Source organism: Bacillus yapensis, from assembly GCF_005280205.1.
GTDB classification, from domain to species: Bacteria; Bacillota; Bacilli; order Bacillales; family Cytobacillaceae; genus Robertmurraya; species Robertmurraya yapensis.
In genome coordinates, this window is the sequence record NZ_SUND01000023.1 from 53,877 (window position 1) to 71,633 (window position 17,757).

At 35.9% G+C, this 17,757-nt stretch carries 25 protein-coding genes and 1 pseudogene; all 26 read right to left on the reverse strand.

Annotated elements, in window-relative coordinates; translation table 11 throughout:
* Positions 1 to 176: 176 nt before the first annotated feature.
* Complete coding sequence (locus FAR12_RS21200) at positions 177 to 656, reverse strand: hypothetical protein (protein ID WP_126410754.1); 480 nt, start codon at positions 654 to 656, stop codon at positions 177 to 179.
* A 127-nt stretch (positions 657 to 783) separates the two neighbouring features.
* Positions 784 to 1,083, reverse strand: a complete 300-nt coding sequence (locus tag FAR12_RS21205; protein WP_126410755.1) for a hypothetical protein — start codon at positions 1,081 to 1,083, stop codon at positions 784 to 786.
* Positions 1,083 to 1,538 (reverse strand): hypothetical protein, encoded by a 456-nt coding sequence (locus FAR12_RS21210; RefSeq protein WP_126410756.1) that lies wholly within the window; start codon positions 1,536 to 1,538, stop codon positions 1,083 to 1,085. The genes FAR12_RS21205 and FAR12_RS21210 overlap by 1 nt, the downstream gene beginning before the upstream one ends.
* Before the next feature lie 214 nt (positions 1,539 to 1,752).
* Positions 1,753 to 2,445, reverse strand: a complete 693-nt coding sequence (locus tag FAR12_RS21215) for a hypothetical protein (RefSeq protein ID WP_126410757.1) — start codon at positions 2,443 to 2,445, stop codon at positions 1,753 to 1,755.
* A 195-nt stretch (positions 2,446 to 2,640) separates the two neighbouring features.
* On the reverse strand, positions 2,641 to 3,288 hold the full coding sequence (locus FAR12_RS21220; RefSeq protein WP_126410758.1) for a hypothetical protein: 648 nt from the start codon (positions 3,286 to 3,288) through the stop codon (positions 2,641 to 2,643).
* Between the two features lie 168 nt (positions 3,289 to 3,456).
* A complete protein-coding gene (locus FAR12_RS21225) occupies positions 3,457 to 3,678 on the reverse strand; it encodes a hypothetical protein (protein WP_126410759.1) in 222 nt (73 codons plus the stop codon).
* Complete coding sequence (locus FAR12_RS21230) at positions 3,659 to 4,588, reverse strand: ThiF family adenylyltransferase (RefSeq protein WP_126410760.1); 930 nt, start codon at positions 4,586 to 4,588, stop codon at positions 3,659 to 3,661. The genes FAR12_RS21225 and FAR12_RS21230 overlap by 20 nt, the downstream gene beginning before the upstream one ends.
* 120 nt (positions 4,589 to 4,708) lie before the next feature.
* Positions 4,709 to 5,356: a hypothetical protein gene (locus FAR12_RS21235; protein WP_126410761.1), complete on the reverse strand. Its 648-nt coding sequence runs from the start codon at positions 5,354 to 5,356 to the stop codon at positions 4,709 to 4,711.
* Positions 5,353 to 5,730, reverse strand: coding sequence for a hypothetical protein (locus tag FAR12_RS21240; protein WP_126410762.1), 378 nt, complete (start codon positions 5,728 to 5,730; stop codon positions 5,353 to 5,355). Before FAR12_RS21240 ends, FAR12_RS21235 begins: the two co-directional genes overlap by 4 nt.
* 31 nt (positions 5,731 to 5,761) lie before the next feature.
* A complete protein-coding gene (locus tag FAR12_RS21245) occupies positions 5,762 to 6,922 on the reverse strand; it encodes a hypothetical protein (protein WP_170972284.1) in 1,161 nt (386 codons plus the stop codon).
* On the reverse strand, positions 6,876 to 7,451 hold the full coding sequence (locus FAR12_RS21250) for a hypothetical protein (RefSeq protein ID WP_126410764.1): 576 nt from the start codon (positions 7,449 to 7,451) through the stop codon (positions 6,876 to 6,878). Before FAR12_RS21250 ends, FAR12_RS21245 begins: the two co-directional genes overlap by 47 nt.
* On the reverse strand, positions 7,451 to 7,786 hold the full coding sequence (locus FAR12_RS21255; RefSeq protein ID WP_126410765.1) for a hypothetical protein: 336 nt from the start codon (positions 7,784 to 7,786) through the stop codon (positions 7,451 to 7,453). The genes FAR12_RS21250 and FAR12_RS21255 overlap by 1 nt, the downstream gene beginning before the upstream one ends.
* Before the next feature lie 371 nt (positions 7,787 to 8,157).
* The gene (locus FAR12_RS21260) at positions 8,158 to 8,436 is read right to left on the reverse strand and encodes an AbrB/MazE/SpoVT family DNA-binding domain-containing protein (RefSeq protein ID WP_126410766.1); all 279 of its coding nucleotides are present in this window, start codon (positions 8,434 to 8,436) and stop codon (positions 8,158 to 8,160) included.
* A gap of 123 nt (positions 8,437 to 8,559) precedes the next feature.
* On the reverse strand, positions 8,560 to 9,180 hold the full coding sequence (locus tag FAR12_RS21265) for a M48 family metalloprotease (RefSeq protein WP_126410767.1): 621 nt from the start codon (positions 9,178 to 9,180) through the stop codon (positions 8,560 to 8,562).
* A gap of 101 nt (positions 9,181 to 9,281) precedes the next feature.
* Positions 9,282 to 10,427, reverse strand: a complete 1,146-nt coding sequence (locus tag FAR12_RS21270) for a hypothetical protein (protein ID WP_126410768.1) — start codon at positions 10,425 to 10,427, stop codon at positions 9,282 to 9,284.
* Positions 10,428 to 10,900: 473 nt separating this feature from the next.
* Positions 10,901 to 14,023 (reverse strand): helicase-related protein, encoded by a 3,123-nt coding sequence (locus FAR12_RS21275; protein ID WP_126410769.1) that lies wholly within the window; start codon positions 14,021 to 14,023, stop codon positions 10,901 to 10,903.
* A gap of 169 nt (positions 14,024 to 14,192) precedes the next feature.
* The gene (locus FAR12_RS23610; RefSeq protein WP_170972285.1) at positions 14,193 to 14,348 is read right to left on the reverse strand and encodes a hypothetical protein; all 156 of its coding nucleotides are present in this window, start codon (positions 14,346 to 14,348) and stop codon (positions 14,193 to 14,195) included.
* 26 nt (positions 14,349 to 14,374) lie between these two features.
* Positions 14,375 to 14,527 (reverse strand): hypothetical protein, encoded by a 153-nt coding sequence (locus FAR12_RS23615; protein ID WP_170972286.1) that lies wholly within the window; start codon positions 14,525 to 14,527, stop codon positions 14,375 to 14,377.
* Positions 14,528 to 14,589: 62 nt separating this feature from the next.
* Positions 14,590 to 14,799, reverse strand: coding sequence for a hypothetical protein (locus FAR12_RS21280; protein ID WP_126410770.1), 210 nt, complete (start codon positions 14,797 to 14,799; stop codon positions 14,590 to 14,592).
* A gap of 14 nt (positions 14,800 to 14,813) precedes the next feature.
* On the reverse strand, positions 14,814 to 15,035 hold the full coding sequence (locus tag FAR12_RS21285) for a hypothetical protein (RefSeq protein WP_126410771.1): 222 nt from the start codon (positions 15,033 to 15,035) through the stop codon (positions 14,814 to 14,816).
* On the reverse strand, positions 15,032 to 15,340 hold the full coding sequence (locus FAR12_RS21290; protein WP_126410772.1) for a hypothetical protein: 309 nt from the start codon (positions 15,338 to 15,340) through the stop codon (positions 15,032 to 15,034). Before FAR12_RS21290 ends, FAR12_RS21285 begins: the two co-directional genes overlap by 4 nt.
* A 35-nt stretch (positions 15,341 to 15,375) precedes the next feature.
* A complete protein-coding gene (locus FAR12_RS21295) occupies positions 15,376 to 15,675 on the reverse strand; it encodes a hypothetical protein (RefSeq protein WP_126410773.1) in 300 nt (99 codons plus the stop codon).
* Between the two features lie 13 nt (positions 15,676 to 15,688).
* A complete protein-coding gene (locus FAR12_RS21300) occupies positions 15,689 to 16,723 on the reverse strand; it encodes a DUF6094 domain-containing protein (RefSeq protein ID WP_126410774.1) in 1,035 nt (344 codons plus the stop codon).
* 75 nt (positions 16,724 to 16,798) lie between these two features.
* The gene (locus FAR12_RS21305; RefSeq protein WP_126410775.1) at positions 16,799 to 16,996 is read right to left on the reverse strand and encodes a hypothetical protein; all 198 of its coding nucleotides are present in this window, start codon (positions 16,994 to 16,996) and stop codon (positions 16,799 to 16,801) included.
* Positions 16,997 to 16,999: 3 nt separating this feature from the next.
* A complete protein-coding gene (locus FAR12_RS21310; RefSeq protein WP_126410776.1) occupies positions 17,000 to 17,395 on the reverse strand; it encodes a hypothetical protein in 396 nt (131 codons plus the stop codon).
* 39 nt (positions 17,396 to 17,434) lie between these two features.
* Positions 17,435 to 17,638: pseudogene (locus tag FAR12_RS21315) on the reverse strand (JAB domain-containing protein); the annotation flags it as partial.
* Positions 17,639 to 17,757 lie beyond the last annotated feature (119 nt).

Consider the following 17,757-nt stretch of genomic DNA (forward strand, 5'->3'; position numbering starts at 1 on the left):
GAAAGTCTTCGCTTTCCAGAGTATCCATATGTCCGCAAAATGTGCATGTAATCAACAAAGCCACCCTCTTTCAATCGCTTAGAGAGTTTAGTCAGCATATCGTCAAACTAAAACCTCCCTAGCTGCCTAAGTATGGGTTTTATTATTCTGAGTTGCTAGTAAGTAGTAATAAATAATTAAAGGTGATTATTTTCCTTTGGGTGAGGTAACCAAATTTCACCGTCTTTTTGGATAACACCATATTGGCCATATCCATTTTCATCAACAAACCAGACCAGGTGTTTTCTAAACTCAGATGATTGAATGTGGACCGGTTCGTTTGGTGGAGCTACACTCTTTCGTACAAACGGGCTCCAGCCAAATTCGATTTCATTGTTTACAACTACATCTCCATTAGATTTGTTAAGGATCCAAACTCCGAAATTTTTCTGTTCATCTGTAAACCAAATTAAATCCTCAATAAGAGGTTCCCCGGGAGGATTAAAAGGATATCCATCATAAAATGTATCTTTACGATGCTTGTTTCTCCATTCAACTCCTAGTTCATGATACTTCATGAAGCTATCTGCTTCTTCTTTGGAGAATATAGCGTAAACTCCGCCTCTATTTTGATTTACTCTATCTATAGGGAATTGAATTACTTTCGCTTTATTCATTTTATCAACTCATTTCACTATACATATATATGTATACTATTTGTATTTTCGATTATAAAGGAATACTTGTTTTCTTGTCTAGTATAAATTTCAAAAAAATAAAAAAAAGCTCCGTTCACGACGAAGCTCAATAAAAGCGTAAAGCAATGTATGGCAAGAACGCAAAGAAGATTGCGATAAATATAAATCCATAGGACCAAAATCTCCACATACGTTGCGACTTAGGATTTTTCCTTACTTTATAGACCTTAGCCACTACAAAACAAAGTAAAGCTCCAACGATACAAAACATTACTCCCCATTGTTGGCAAAAGGAAAGGACATCTAAAAAAAATGATTCTGACTGCCCATTATTTGGAACCTTAGGCAATAGAGTGTCCTCTTCGAACTGGACTAAAGGTGCACTAGTTGCGTTACCTAGTATCATTATTCCTCCTCCTCATCATCCGAAAGAAAATCATCTATATTTAATTTTGGTTTACCCGACCGTTCCAAGTCCTTATATGTACCTTCATTATTTACTGTACAATTTATTATTTTGCCGTTCTGGAATTCAACAGTTAATTTCCCTTGTGGGACAATACGTGTTGCTAAGTATCTTGTAATAATATAGTACAGATACCTAATGTTGTTCTTTAGAAAAAGTTCGTCATAATTCTTTGTTGGAAATAGAACTTCGAAATCGCCACCACTATTACTAATAATAGAGTATTTATCACTTATTCTTGGTGGTGAATTAAAGGTATAAATAATCTCCAGTATACCATGACCGTGCTCAGGGCTAGATAAGTGCGGTGATTCCTCTGTTAAGCGCTTGATCAATAATTCCATTGTCATATCATTGAGAGTTTCTGCTGTATAGACAATTTCATTCTTCTTCATAACTTTCCCCCGTGACTTTAGTTTTACAAATATATATAGGTTCCGACATATATTGACATTAATACCATTCTATTATACATATATATGCGTAATATTTAAATATTTTTTTAATTTTGCTATTTTCTCCCTCTTTAATAGGTCTTGTTTACGAGGTCATTAGGCTCATATAAAAACCGATTAAAGAGAGAGAAAAAAATTTTCTCTCTTCCCGTAATCATATAGCTTCCTTCACTTCTTGCTCAGTATTGTTATTGTTAACTTCCCAAATATTAATAAAATGCCATACACTCTTATGGACTTCTACTTGCGATATAATCACATCTCCAACAGACAACAATTGGACTTTATTGTGATAAACCATTCTCTCTCCAGTTCCATCACTAATAACAGCTGACATTTCATCTAACACATCCATAACCTTTCCAGCAACATAATATAAACCTTGCATTGGACGGTCATTCATATGTAGATCAACTTCCGGGAATGAGAACCACGCTGCAGGTTCCTCATATACTGTAACGTTTGGTAGCTGAATTTCCTCTTGTTTAGGTTGAAACTTGCTAACAAACTCTAATGCTTTTTCATCTAAATCGAGTTCCTTCAACTGAACTTCCTTTACAGGTAGATCAATTACCTCTTGACCTAGATCATGAGTAACGGGCTGTACTGATAGTGTCTTCTCGGTAGAAATATCGATTGGAGGCTTTACACTTTCCAAATTAGATTTTTCTAATTCAAAAAGTTCATTCCGTAACCTTATAGATTCCGCTTCTTCTCTTATTTGTAAAGCATAGAATTTTTCTGTATTTGCCCTAGCACGCTGTTCAGCACTCTTTGAGAATAGGGATAACGAAACAGCAAATAGACCAACGCAAATACAAACGCACAAGAATCCTAGCACAAACATATAATTCCTCCTAAGTGTATTGTGAATAGTTATCCTCAATTGCTCGTAAGACCTGTACGCAAAAAAAACCCTACGGGCAAAATTTTCCTAAAAAGAAAATTAATGCAACCCGTAGGGTTTAAAACTTCAAGTTCAGGCTCAAAAGAGCAAATAAAAAAATAACTACGATTAGTATACCAATTAGCAAATAAAAACTCAATCAACTTTCACGATTTTATTTTCATAACTTTTATAATATGTAAAGTACTCTTCCATTTGTTCAGTAGAATCTGCTGGAGAAAGAACAATACGCTTTAATTGTCTCTGACTACCTGGGAATGAAAATGATAAAGATTCAATAATATTTGAGAGCCTACTTACAATCGGTCTTGTTCTCTTATATTCAAATTCTAACTGTTTATTGGATTTGAATCTTCTATCCATTAACGCTCTAGCTAGGTATTCTATATCTTCTTTGTTTATTTGATCACACATAAGCTTGTTAAGCCGAAATTCATCATCGGATACTTTTTCTTTTTTCCAATACGTTAGTGAACAATAATCAATAAGATATTGGATTAAATCGTTTGCTTCTATATAAATTCGTGTTCGAGGAAAGTTTACTCCTGTAACATGCAAATGTCGTACACCAGTACCAACAATCTCATTTTCTAAAATATTGCGCTCAAATGTAGCTCTTGTTAGGTCAAGCAGATCTACGCAATCATTAACGGATGTTAAATACTTAAATCCAAGTTCCTTCACTACACTATGATTTTGAAGAAAAGACAAACCTTCTTCATATGTAACCACATTGTCCGCATTAATATTAATTTGTATTGGTACCACATTACGAACACTCATATTATAACTACCTCTTCTATTAGATTATATAAAGCAAAGTATAGCATATATATGTATACTCTGTAATATTTTAATGAAAAATTAAGGTATATTGAACCATTTTTTTGTTAAATTATTGAATAAATTATAAAGCACCCTAATTTTTCGTTTAGGGTGCTTTAATTTTACTCAATTGCATTGGTACTTTTTAAATTTTCTATATTCAGGTAAATAGACAACCTTATTGTTTCTAATTTCTTTCAACGATTTCTTAATATCAACATCACTAACAGCCAGGATATTAGTTGCAGGAATCCTTTTAACTTCCCGCTCCCGTGTCAAAACCATAAAATGGTTCTGTTCTCTACCGATAACTGTAACTACAGTTTCATCAAACTTTACTAAAGTCATGTCGATTGCCTCCTTTAACAAGTTTAAATTTCTCAACCTGTTCATCTGTAATAAATCCGACCCTTCCTCCACTCATACCTGTCTGCGCATTAAAATTAAGCACATGATTGAAGATAGCTTGGCTATGGAATAAATTATTCATGATATTATTGGCAAGAAGAGCGGCCATTCGATTCGTTGCGGATCTCTGAGGATTATTGATTACTAATTCACCACAAGACTCATCTGGAAATGAACTCTTTGCATCTTCTAGCATTTCAGGAAAGATATCGGTAACCGGTTTTAAAATGACTTCACCTTTAAATTTAAAACCGACAACTACTTGGCCCGAAAACCCACTTTGTTGAACAGATAGTCGTTCTTCCTCTGTCCAATATTCCTCTGGTTTATCTAGCACCTCTACTCCTGTCACACCTGTATCAATCCAAATTAGACTTTCTACATGGTTTGAATAAAAATAATCATGGAATAGCTGGCGTGTTTTGTTGTTATCGACCATACCCAATAGAACCTTCACTTGTTGATAAGAATCATTAACATCTTTTTCGATAAATAATCGGTCCAGCATATCAAAGTCTTTCACATAACTAGTTACAGTTCCTGTTGATACATCGTAAACATCAGAATAACGTTCAGCCAAGGCCTCCACTTTAAAATAACCTAAATCTTCACTCAAACATAATTGGTTCGCTAAATTTTTCGGCTCATATCGGTCTGCATCACAAAGGACAAAATTAACACCGAATGTAACAGCATCCTCTTTTTTCGACCTAAAACTAGCAAAATGTGTCGCTATATCTTGGCAAAGTGACCTAAAGAATGCTCCACCATTGGCACCGGCACCAATTTGAACCAGGTCAAAGTATAATCTCTTTTTACCATTTTCCAAAATATTTAATGAATTTTTCATAATAAAACTCCTCCAATTTTGTACTGTAAAATTATCATTCTGTATTAAGTAAGTTCACCTTTAGAACCAAATTCCTAACCTAAAATAGTAAAAAAAGAAAAAGAGCTAGCAGCCCTTCTTCTAAAATCTTGAAACTCTTTTGTGCCAACTAGCCGGGTAATCGGCTTCATTGGTTAAATTCGGTTCATCGAAAATGTAATCCAACGGTAAATCGTAAAAATGACCATTCACACCTGCTCTTAATTTCATACAGGGTTGTTCTTGATCTACCTTACCGACTACTCCATAAAGTAAGAAACGTTTTTCATCATTATTATCAACGGTTGAGAAATACGCATCCATACTATTATGAGAATGTATTTGAAGCACCTCAATGAATCCTTCTTTTTCGTAATTCAGTTCCTCATATTCGATACGAACTTTGGAAACCCTCTGTATCGGGCAATCAACAAAGTACTCTTTCGTCTTAGGATGATAGAAAAAACTAACCATGACTTCTAAATCTGTCCCATTACTACAATAATCCCGAAAGAAAGTGATAGCTTTAGCTAACTTCTCTCCTGGAATATGTGGAAGGTTAAATTGAAAACCCTGTGGTATTTTTTCTAATTTCCTTAAATGTTCAGCAGGTACTACAATCGTGCCTAATACAGAATGACGAATCTCGTACAATCTCCCATCATTACCCGCTACAACATTAAAAGGCTGCAAGCCACTCTCTAGTAAATCTGAAAGTGACCAGCTATAGGTGTGGATTCCTAATTTCATCCTTTAGCACCACCCGATACTTTCGGATATAACCTTTTATTTTCAGCGTCATAATCAAAGTGTGTACGTTCTTTCTCCATCTCGTAGAATTCAAGAACCATTGCTTCACGAAGAGTTTCTGTTGTAATGCCCTCTTCAGGAATATCAGGCACAAACTCAGTTACTTCATGTCGATTTCCGTAATAGTGGATTGTCCAATCTGCAAAGACCCTAATCTCCGGCTTTTTAATTGGAGCTTTCGACGTAGAAGCAGCACCTTTCGTTCCTTTAGTAGATGTGGAAACTTTCGTATTACCCTTTTCGTTCTTTACTTCCTCTTCCTTTTTTGTAACTTTAATTTCTTGATCTCCAAAAAGATTTAATTGATTAAACATATTCATTTCCTCCTAAGTGTAAGTGTGTTTTTTATACTAAAGTCTTTTTCAAGACGCCTAGCCATTCTTCAAAAGTCATATCCAACTTAACCAATGTTTCATTATCAAAATCTTGCCCTTGCAAACCCTGATACATTTCACCTAAATTCGTTCCTCGAAACGCATGATCATTGTTTTGAGAATGAAGAAAAGCAAAAGGCATCGTTCCTAAATGGGCTACAGTTTTGATTTGATACGAATTAAGGTCCGGCCAGCATGTACGTGTATCTTCAAATACGTTACTGAATGGATACCGATAAAGTTGTGTATCAGGAGTGAGTACCTGGTCTTTTACACAGACTAATTGACAACCTAAAACCTTCTGTCCTCTAACAGTAAATAGAAATAGCATCTTCGGGTGTCCTACATCTTCAAACTGCTTACGATGATAATGGATATCGAAACGTTGGGAATCAACTTCAATACCAACAATCAGTGCACCATCCATCATTTCTTGATAGATGAAACAGTTTTTCGGAAGTAAAGGGCTCGAACATACCTTCTTTTTCGGAATATGGCGTTCTAAAACCTCTAAGACCCAGTCTCGCTCAGCTACGAGAGACGTTGCTTTAAAAAGCGAGTGAATCATTTCTATGTCCAGAGTATTTTTTTCGACACTTTTAAGTAGTTGCTCCATTATCTTGCCAGCAAACTGTCCTACCATTTCCGTTCCTAATAAATTTATTTCTTCCAATAAATGAGTAAAGAGCTCTTGAATATGAGACCTATCCTCGAAAGTATAAATCTTGCTCAGAAAACGTCTCAACGCTTTAATTGTTTCCTCTTCGGAAAATTCCGTTGGATCAAATTTAGATACAAGTGTTAGGAAAAATTCTGTAACGGCATCATCATCTTCCGCTTTCTGAATATAATCAAGTGCCATACCAAGAATCGTTTTCATCTCTTCTATCATGGATTCCCCGTTAATATGTTGAACATTAAAAAAATTTTCGAACATATCATCAAAGTTCTTTTCTCTCAACAAATACTGAACTACCGCTTCATCCTCTAAAATACCTAACATTGATAATGCTAAGTCAGATGGAGTAATAGCCCTTCTATTCATTGGAATCCCTGTATTAATGTTTTCAACGATAGCTTCATGTTCACGAAGCGTGATACGTGTCTCGGTTGTTTCCTTTTGTGTATTCATAGTAATAACCCTCCCAAATTTGTAATTGTTTATTAAGTGCATTAATAAACGAAATGATTGATTCTAAGATTTCATAAAAAAGAACATATCCGCTGGAACCTCCTAGTTTTAAAATAATTCCCTCGTCTATGAACTCCCCCGCTACTTCTCCGTCAAAATAATCACTTGACACAAATAAAGTAGATTCGATTCCAACTTGGACCATTCGAAAAGCATCAATCATACTAGTTTCTTGAAGTTGATTTGTAAGATGCAGCCAACGATTTATTTCTTCGTTACATAACACAATTTTCGTTTTAGTCTCGTGCATTTTCTCATCGTATTCTTCATCAATCTTTACAAACTGAAAAAGAATATTGAGAGCATCAAAAAACAAAGACGAATCATTGTTGCTATTTTTAACGTAGAATTTCAAATCTGGATCTAACGGTTTTCCATAGTCGCTCATCATTTTTGCAATCAATAAATTGTCAGCTGTATAACGAGCTTCCTCAAGGAAATCAACGGTATAAAAACAGACTTTAGCCATTAAAAAAACCTCCTAATCCTATCTCTCTTAGGTTTTAATTTTATGATTTCTTTGTTAATACCAGCGAGAGCGTTGATTTCGTAAAGTGAATTTCCTAAGTTAATACATTCTCCATCATACTCCGGGTCGATTCCTTCATCAGATTGATATTCAAATAAATCCTCAATAACATCAATTACATCCGAAGCACTAAATGAAGAAAAATCAACATCCTTTAACTTTTCTGCTGTACCGAATTGCATGATACTCAAAAGATACATTCTTTGATTCAATGTGTTTTGCTCACCAAGTGCATATTCGTCTACATTTGCATTAAAGCGTTGTAAAATACTCAATATAATTCCCTCCCAAAAGTAATAAAAAAAGCTGAAAGTGTAGGTTGAATAACCTATACTTCCAGCTAGTAAACGCAAAAAAGCACCCTATAATTAGACGCAATTCTGCTAAGGAATCTTCCAAAACAAATATGCATCCCATAGGGTGCTAAAACTTCAACATCAGGCTCATGGAGCAAATAAAAAATAACTATGTTGTTATTCTACCAAATTATATGAATTACAACAATATATGTTTTTTTCTAACTCTCCATAAAAAAACTGCCACAATATATATTACCGGTGACAATTTCTCAACTCCATTTCAAGCTGTATAATTCCTAAATTTCCATGATTGATACTTAAATCAATGAGATAAGGAAGTCGAATTCTTATATCGTTACTTTCTCCTTGTCCAATTCTTCCATCAGCAACCTTACACCTTCAGGACTTAATGTAATATTATTAAAGTACGTTTTGTTATCATCTCGTACTTCTCCCGTAATGGCACACTCCTTATATGGAATATACTTTTTCAGAATGATTTTATCCTGGTCTGTATAAATTTCAATTGGATCCTTTTCTTTAATATTAAACGTCTTTCTTAATTCAACAGGTAATACGATTCTTCCTAGCTCGTCTACCTTTCTAACTACTCCAGTACTCTTCAACTTCGTTCCTCCTAATTGTAAAAATATATTTTTTATGTAAAATAATTCAATTACTTTTATTTTAAGTTATTATAAACGACAAAGGAACAGAAATTTTTTTCTGTTCCTTTGCTGAGTTTTGTATTACTTCGGGTAACACTTTTTAAAAAATATCGTTTTAACTTTCTCAGAAAAATCAGTTGTATTTACATTCATAATCTTTTTAAAGTCCATAAGAATCTCATCTACTATTACTTCAGTGAAATCTTTAAATCGGACACAATAATCTGCAATAAACTGACGGTCAGGATATCCCTTTACAAAAGAAGCTTTTCCTTCAGATGTATTATTTACTCTTTGAAGAAACGCTTGACCATCTCTAATTTCTGATTCAGAAAGACCTACTAATGAAGATGCTAATACATTTGCTCGCATTTCCATTAAACAAATTAGAGCGTTAGCTTTGTCATTGCCACATTCACTCATAATTACCCAAGTGGCTCTTTTAAACGAAGTATCTTTATATTTAACATGAATCAATTCATGTGCCAACATAAAGAATAAAACGTGCTCATTTTCAGTACCTAACAAGTCTAAAATTCCTTGTGTTAACTCTACCGTAGTACCACGTGGATTATTACCATCCAACGGATAATCACTATCGGAATACAACACCAACTTAATCTCTTTCGGTATACCTAACTTCTGTTTAAATTCTTCTGTCTTTCTGTAAATAATTTCATACTTTTCTTCATTTAGTTTCAATGCAATTCCTCCTTCGTGTAATTTGTTTTATTCTATGATTCTTTTAAACTACCAACAAGACTTCATCGGTTTGATATGGTTCGAGTACCACTTAAACCCGCTTATACCAACCGTTGTTGTAAAGGCTCGTATCGCTTCTCTAATGATGCCAGGAAACGAATATTCTGCCGGATCACATCCATGACACTCATTTCCATTGGAGCATCTACTCGCTCGCCATTCTCTAAATAAAACTTCTTTTGTTTAATAGACTTCCGGGCATTGAGATAGCAAGTGGTATCACTACTAAACAGGTTGAAATCTAATAGAAGCTCATTGCCGCCACCAAGAAAATGAAAGTTTGTTTTCTCACCAAAACGGCTAAATATAGCTTTAAATTTTTTACGTACAACCTCTTGTCGAGTAGATAAATATGGAACAAGTCCTCCTATCGAAATGAGCTCATGCTCTTCATTTACCAGTTCTTCCAATGCTTCCAATGAATCTGAAAACTGCCAAACTGGATAAATAGTAGCTTTCGGGGCCAACTCTTTCAATCTCTGATAATTGCGTTTGGTCTCAACAGGATCTCCAACTACGTCAAGGTTGAAAAATCCAATTATCGAAGGATGGCTCTGATATCGTCTAATGAAAGCCGCATATTCTTCAACTGTAATCATCGGTATATCATCTAAATTAAATAATGTAGGCTCATTATCATCCTTCTTCAAACTCTTCTTAAATAGAGAATATCCTCCTGAATCAATGACCACATTTGTGAAGTCCTCTAAAATATCCGTCCAATAACGATTCTGACGGATATAATAGTAGTTTAAGAGCAACGAACTACTTCCCTCTTCTTTTACCATTTGCCTAATGCTTGGATCTCGTTCAAGGCCACTAAAAAACACTCTGCAGCCTTTCAACGACAATCGTAACAAACCACTCGGCAACTTTTTTATATGGACCATTCCTTCAAAACACTTGAACAAAATAGCGAAAAGAGAAGACGAAAAGCTTGAAAATTGCTCTACATCTTTACGTACTATGGTTCTCTTACTAAACGTGTAATAGATACTTTCCCTGAGTTTCTTACGGGTAATTGACCAGGGCTTTTGATTTTTAGCAGATTGAATTAACAGATAGTCCCTATTCACCGATACAAATTGGTTCTCTCTACCTGTTACGGTTAAAAAGGATTTCTGATTCTGAAGAAAGCGTAAGAATTTTCGTTCGAGCTGTCTTGCATCCAATGTAAAACGATTCATATTTATTCCTCCTAAGTGTTTGTTCATGCTAGAGTTGTATAGCCAGTGTGCAATGCCATAAACAACTCATAGGATGATAATTCTCGTAATGGGTATTCGGGCAGGTGTTTGACAAGCTCATGTTGTGCAACTATCCCTTTGTTCGACATTCCCCATTCCCTAAAAGTCTCTATCACTCGTGATTGCTTTTGGGTAAGTGTTGAAATCATATATCCTCCTTTCTCTGTAAACGCAAAAAAGCACCCTATTAAAAGATGACATTGGTTTGCTAGGAAAATTCCTAAAAACTCATGTGCATCTCAATAGAGTGCTTAACTTCACGATCAGGCTCATAATGAGCAAATAAAAAATAATCTACTGTTAGTTTAACATATAGATTCTAGTTTAATAAAGATTTCTCACACTAACTTTATTCAGCAAGTATAACCTACTATTGTAAATAAAAAAGGACAGTCAATGACTGCCCTTCCTCATCAGAAATTAAACACGAGTTGATTCTCTGTAGGAGCTTTCTGTGAACGCTTCTTCTTATAGCTGGATAAATCAATAACGCTGATAAACCCGCCATCACCTTCGGCCACTTCCTGCTCTTGTGAGAAATTAAACGCGAATAATAAGTCATCTTGTTCAACTGCTTTTTCCTCTGTACTTTGTAAAGTAGATGGAGTTGTAACACCACATAGCTTTAATGTTGTTTCAGCTAGTTCCTTCATGCGTAAATCTAACACTTGTTGGAATTCACTTTCAGCAATCATTTCAAGCCCTTCAAACTCTTTAGCGGCAAGTTCTTCCCAAGCATTTGCAAGGTCAGCTTCAGCAAAACATTGTGCTAAATCAGTCGCTAGTGAAGATTGTTCATCATAAGAGTACTTAGAAAGTTCTCCACGATCTAATCTTCCTTCTGTCATTAATGCATGACCACGAGCACTCATTACCTTCTTAAATTGAGATACCTCTTGAGTCCCGTTTAAGATCGGAATTAATACTTTACATAGTCGGTGCTGACCAATTCTGTGACTTCTTTTAGCTGCTTGTCTGAAGACATTCACTTCATACGTTAATTGGTTTGCAATAATCGTTGGCCATGCTAATAAGTCCAACCCTACCTCAACTAATTTCATATTCGTGATCACAACTTTTACGCCATCTTCCTCGTACTTTTGAAGAACTTCAGAACGCTTCTCGGTATTAGATTCATTGAGTATTCTCATTTCCTCCCTTTTAACACCGTTCTCTTCAAGAATTTGAAAAGTACGTTCATTTAATTGATATTCTCCTGTGTACGTGTTATAAATAACAACTCCTCGATTTTCAGCAAGTTCACTCTTGACTTGATTAATAAGCCACTCTTCTTTTGATGTATAGCCAGTTAGTTTTGGAGCTGTAATAATATCCTCACCATAATCATCTGCAAAACCAAAGTTATAAAATGCGCCTAAATCAGGTCTAGCTGCGTAATTTAATACCGCAGGGTTAAACTTCGACCAAGCTCCTTTTGCGCCAGCATGAGCCAATTTTAAGCACTTCTGATACATTTGTTCATGGAACTCACGATACGCTGCAGCATGTTCTGATTTTGGTTCAATAAAGATTGGCTTTTCAACCAATTCAACCAGTGGTAAACCTAAATCATCAATATCAAGGAATGCTGTTTTGTGTAATAGAAACTGAGCTGTCATTTGTGGTGCAATACCAGGTTCTTCAGTAGGTTGCATAGGTTTTCTACGCTGCCTAGTTACCCATCCAGTTGAATTCACTTCATCTTGAAGGTACACAACCTGTTTTAATTTGCCGTATTTCTCCGCCCACGCAAGATCGCCTGTAGAATCTGTAAAACCTTTTTCAATTAAGTCATGCGGAGTCGTTCTCCATAAAAGTTCTTTCATGGAGCTCGCTTTACCGTTGACCAATGTACCTGTAAGGTTAAGGTTTTTCTTAGCAGATTTTACAATCTTATCGTATGCATCTCCACGACCCGATCCACCAGCTTTACATTGGTGAGCTTCATCTACAATCGCTAGGTCAAAATACTTCTTCATCTTTTTAAAGACTCTTGAAATATTCGTAGTAGGAGTATTTCGAGTTTCACCAAGGCTTTTTACAGCTGGTCGATATAGTTTTGTCCCACAAACCGCTTTCATTCGTTGTTCTGCAAGAATTTTAACAGTCTCTTGCTGATTTCTTCCTAAAGATGTTTGCTTTTCTTCATATAGACATCCTTTAGGCATTGGAGTATAAGAACATTTCATGAATTGCTTAGTGCGTCTCCACTTTACAGAATAATCTTCTGGAAGCCCATTTGGACGCAACCTATTCTCCGCCCTAGCATCTGCTAGTCGTTCTGAAGATGGTTGTTCCCCATACGCAACATCTGACCATTCAAGGCCGAACCACTCACCTTCCATTTTCTTCATGAGTTGTCTTCCACAATCAGGACAATGCCATCCGTAATGCTTTTTCCCACTTACCCGCTTCCAAACACCAGAAAAGTAAGGTTCGGCATCTCTTTTGGCTTTATCGATACCAACAATGGTAATCTCCATTTCACCAGGAGCGGGTCTGTAACCATTACGAACTTTTTCTAGCATTTGTAAGGCTTCATTTGCCGAACGAATAATTGTTGTTTTCGCATACGGTAGCGTTTTTCCGATTTCTTTTGTTTGCCACTTTCGTAATGTAATACCAGGAGCGGAAAGTAAAATTGCCATTCCCTTCTTGGCCTTATTACGCTTTCTTCTTTCGTGAAGAACATGAGCGACACCACAAGCTTGAATCGATTTTCCCGTTCCCATGTTAGCTGCTGTCCATTCAGAGTTTGAAATCTCTAAACCGTTGATTAAACCTTGAATAACATGTGCTTGGGCAGGAAATGGAATACGTGACATTGTAGCAATCGCAGGATCTATTTTATCCATCATAGTATGAAGAGGTTTCAATTCAGCAAGCAATTTGTTCATTGCTTGTGCATTGTTAATCATATACTCTTTCATGGACCATTTTGGATTAAAGACTCCATTTACCTCTGATTTTGGAATGATAAGCATACCATTCTTTAATGCCGATTCCACGATTTCAAGTACCTCTTTCTCATTTCCATCAAATCGTACAGCTCGGAGATTGGGATAAAGTCCTTGGAAGTCAGGATTTTGAATTACTTCTAATTCCTCATACATGAATCCAAATAACCCCGAATACTGTTCTTTGAATTCAATAGGTAGACCGAAACGTTCTATCACATGAGCCGAAATATCGTCTTTGATATTTCCATTCACTGAGATAATGTAGCCTTTGCTATTTTCGTCACCTTGTATAACATTGTTAATCCCATCAATCGTAGCTAAAGAATTAAAAACCATTCCATGAGCAACGTCACCCATACCAATTCTTCTATCTAAGCGCCTAAATGCATCAGAAGAACGATTGAATATTAGATTATTGATCCTCACTTCACGACTTTCAATAATTCCAGCTGTGATCGCAATAACACTCTCGGGTACTCCAATGTAACTAGCTGCTACAATTTCTTTTTTGTCTACTATCGTAAAGTGTAGTCTTGCATCAAAACTTCTTTCTAAGGATTGTAATGTAATTCTCATAATGTATTCGCCATAACTGCACAAAGAGTTGGGGCTACCCCCTAACTCTTTAAAAGTAGTTAGAGGGCTATCCCTCCTTGTTGTGTATTGTAATTGTTATGAATTCATATTAGGTACTAATGTTTTTTTTTTTGAGATTTTGTTATATCTTCGGATTGTGCAATAAAATTCACGATTTAAAATAAATATCATCAGTTTTTATCTCTACACCATAAGCAGTATTACATTTTTCGCAAATAGTATATTTCCCTGCGATGTCTTGATAAATATTTTTATCATTTACTTGTTGCACATGACTACAATTAACACATTTTTTGTATTCCATTTTTATCTCCTATGCGCATGTAATTTTTATTTAGATTCAAAAAATCCCGATACTTTTTTATGCTTATTGCAAGCAACAACCTTAGTTGGAATATCTTTTCCGTGTTTAGGGTTTCTTGCCATCACAAACCCTTTTGTAGTTGCTTCTTTTTCACAGTTACCATATTGACATCTATTCATCTAAATCTCCTCCTTAGTGTAATGATTAATAGAGTTTTAACTTCTTCACAATTTTTCATTAATTAATCGATAAATCCATGCTCACTATATTGAATATGAGCATATGCTTCATCAATTCTCTTCGCTTTTCTAAATTCAACTATATTCTCTATAATAAATTGGCTTGCTTGTTTACTAGTACTTCCATTAAAAGAGATATTAAGAATGCTAGTAATACGTTGAATAAGTCGAATTTGCTTAAATGAAATAGGTTTACTTGAGACAATGTTCATCGAGAGAAATCCTCCTAAATGTTGTATTTTCTTGCAAATGCACTACTCAATGCACGATTAATCACCCAGCGATTCATTACAATCTTTTTCATTAAGTCCATATCTTCAGAAGCCATTAGACATACTGCCTCGTTTAGCTTCCTTGTAGTTGGAGAATGACGTTGATCTATAGTCGGGCTTTTAATGACATCTAAATATTGCGCAAAGCCTTTTTCAAAATTCGACAATTCACTCATTGTAAAACCTCCCATATAACATTCCCTTCAACAATGTCGATATCCTCATGTGCAAGCATAGTCTCAATCATGATTTTGTGGCCTTCCTCACCCCAAAAGGAATGAAGATTATACACAAAGTAGCTTCGGTTCTCGGGCCTATATTCAATATCCCCAGCTCCAATGATTTCTTCTCCAGAAAGAAAGACTTGAAACAGTCCTGCGACTGGCTCAAATCTCAAAAGAGAAAAGTCAAAGTGGCTTGGAATCCAATAGGTCTGATCTACCTCGATGCGTTCATGACCTTTACACTGTTTACAGTTCATATCCAACCCTTCACACGAACAAGACAGGACTGCAATCATTTCGCAACACCTTCTTCGGGTTGCTCGATTGCAATGTAACCTGCGTTCTGTTCATAATTAAAGTAGCTTTCTACTATACCATGTAACTCGGCAAGTGCATTATGGTAGGAAATTTCATTTGTATACGTGAGAGTGATTGTATCTTCAACTTCTGATTCATTGGAAGATACTTCAAAAATAATACTTCCAATATTCCTTCTAAAGTCGAAGTGAACTTCAACTATATTTGATTCTGTATCACTCAATGCCTCCAAGAAAGCTTCTCTTGTAACATAAAACACCTTATTCTGATTCATTATTTTAATCCTCCTATTGCAATTCATGAATGCCGTCTTGTGCAAAAACACGGACAACGGATTTATGATGCTTTGTATAAATCTCCTTTTTTACTAAACCTTCATCGTCCTCGACTTCTGCTAGTTCTGTTACAGGCTTAGTCAATCCGACAACAATGTGTGTTCCCATATTCCCACCGACTGCACCTGCTGCAATGGCAATTCCAGCATGAGCTAATTTAAGTGGTAAAAGAGGACGTTTCATTGTGCTTTTTTTGACTTCGGGGGTTACCCTTTTTTCAAATTCATGAAAAACCGTAGATTCTTTCAGATCACGAAATAACTCAACGGCCTTAAGTTTACCCGCTCGAAAGATAGAAATCGGTTCTTTTGAAGGTTCAATATAAAATTCTTCCTCGATCTCTTCCAGGGTTGGCAATACTTCTGGTCCTGCATTACCAATCTCCTTCAAATATTCACGGGTTTCTTTTACTACATCACGAGATTGAGGGCTACCGAAATATCCAAAGACCACAACTTGCTTAAATACGTCATAAGCATCATCTGTGAACCGGTATACCTTTATATCTCGAAAACGCTCTGATAAAATCATCGCGCATTTATCCAACACATATTGAGGGACACAAAACATCAGCAATCCATTGTTTGCAAAGACGTTTTTGGATTTAGAAGATAAAGTTCTCAAAAATCGAAGCTCTGTCCGTTCATGAAATACTTCGTCGTAAGGAGGATTCAACCAAACTGCATTGTAATTCCACTCAGTTCGAATATTTTCATACCCATCATGAATCGCATGATCGATAACGTCTTTAGCCTTATGAAATCTTGTTTCTTCCAATTCAACGCCATACGTGGTAACAATAAGATTCTGCAAGGTGTTAAAATTATCACCTAATTGTTTTAACGCTTCTCCTTCACCAGCACACGGATCAAAGAGATTCAAGTAACCTTGTTCCCCTCGTAACCTTATATGCGGTAAAATTAAACTCATTTGTCCTTCTGGTGTTGCGTAAAAGCCACCCTTTGATTGTGAAGCGATACGTGCCATAAAAAGATTCCTCCTAAAGTGTGTAATATATTAAATAGAAAAAGCCGATTCGTTTCCGAACCGACTTATCTCTTCCTACGCTGTAAATTTGTTACCGTTTATTTCACCGATAAAAATATCATGAATTTTTCTTTCTTCACCCTTCCACTCAACTACAAGAAAGACCTGGGCTTTTACCTGTAGATTAGGTATCCACGCTAGGAAAGTAGCCATAATTGGCTTATCATTTCCACGGAGAGTAATAGCTATCTCTTGTCCCTTTTGAAGATTCATAGATTAAGAAATCCCCCTCTTCCTAGTAGGGATTGGGGAAATTTCGTAATTGACCTTGCAATCCGGGTACATTTTAGAAATGGCCTCTTTCACTTCTTTCTCCGTACCAATTTTCATGGTACTGAGAACGTGACCTTCAGAACGTCTAATGGTGATTTTATAAGGATGAACTTCTGTATTCATCTTCATTTTAAAGAAAGCGGGACATACTTCAATATCTGTCACGATATCTGTCCTTATCACTTGCTTATAGCCATTAGAATTGACGTCGATACAAGCTGGTTGACCGATTGAAAGTTCTTTCAACGTCACTTCTCCTTGCACGAAATGTCCATTCCTGGTATAACCCGACTTACTTAACTCATAAGTTACCTTTTCTGTGTTAAATACCGCTTTCATATTAATTCCTCCTAAGTGTATGTGTAATGGGATATCCAATTAGAGGTACCCTTTTTCCTTCAAACTTGTAAATTTGTGATCGCCAATTATGATATGGTCTAGGACTTCAATCTGCATGATCTTGCCAACTTCGACAAGGCGCCTTGTGATCTCTATGTCTTCATCGGAAGGTGAAGGATTTCCGGATGGATGATTATGGGCTACTATAATAGAAGCAGCGCTTCTTAAAACACCTTCATGAAAGTAGGGTAAGAACCCAGTGCCTTGCTTAGTTTCCTAAGTAGGTTTCCAAGAACTCCCCCCCAAACCGTACGTACTCCTCTCAGAGTATACGGCTTTCCATTTATCAATCTAACTTCCCA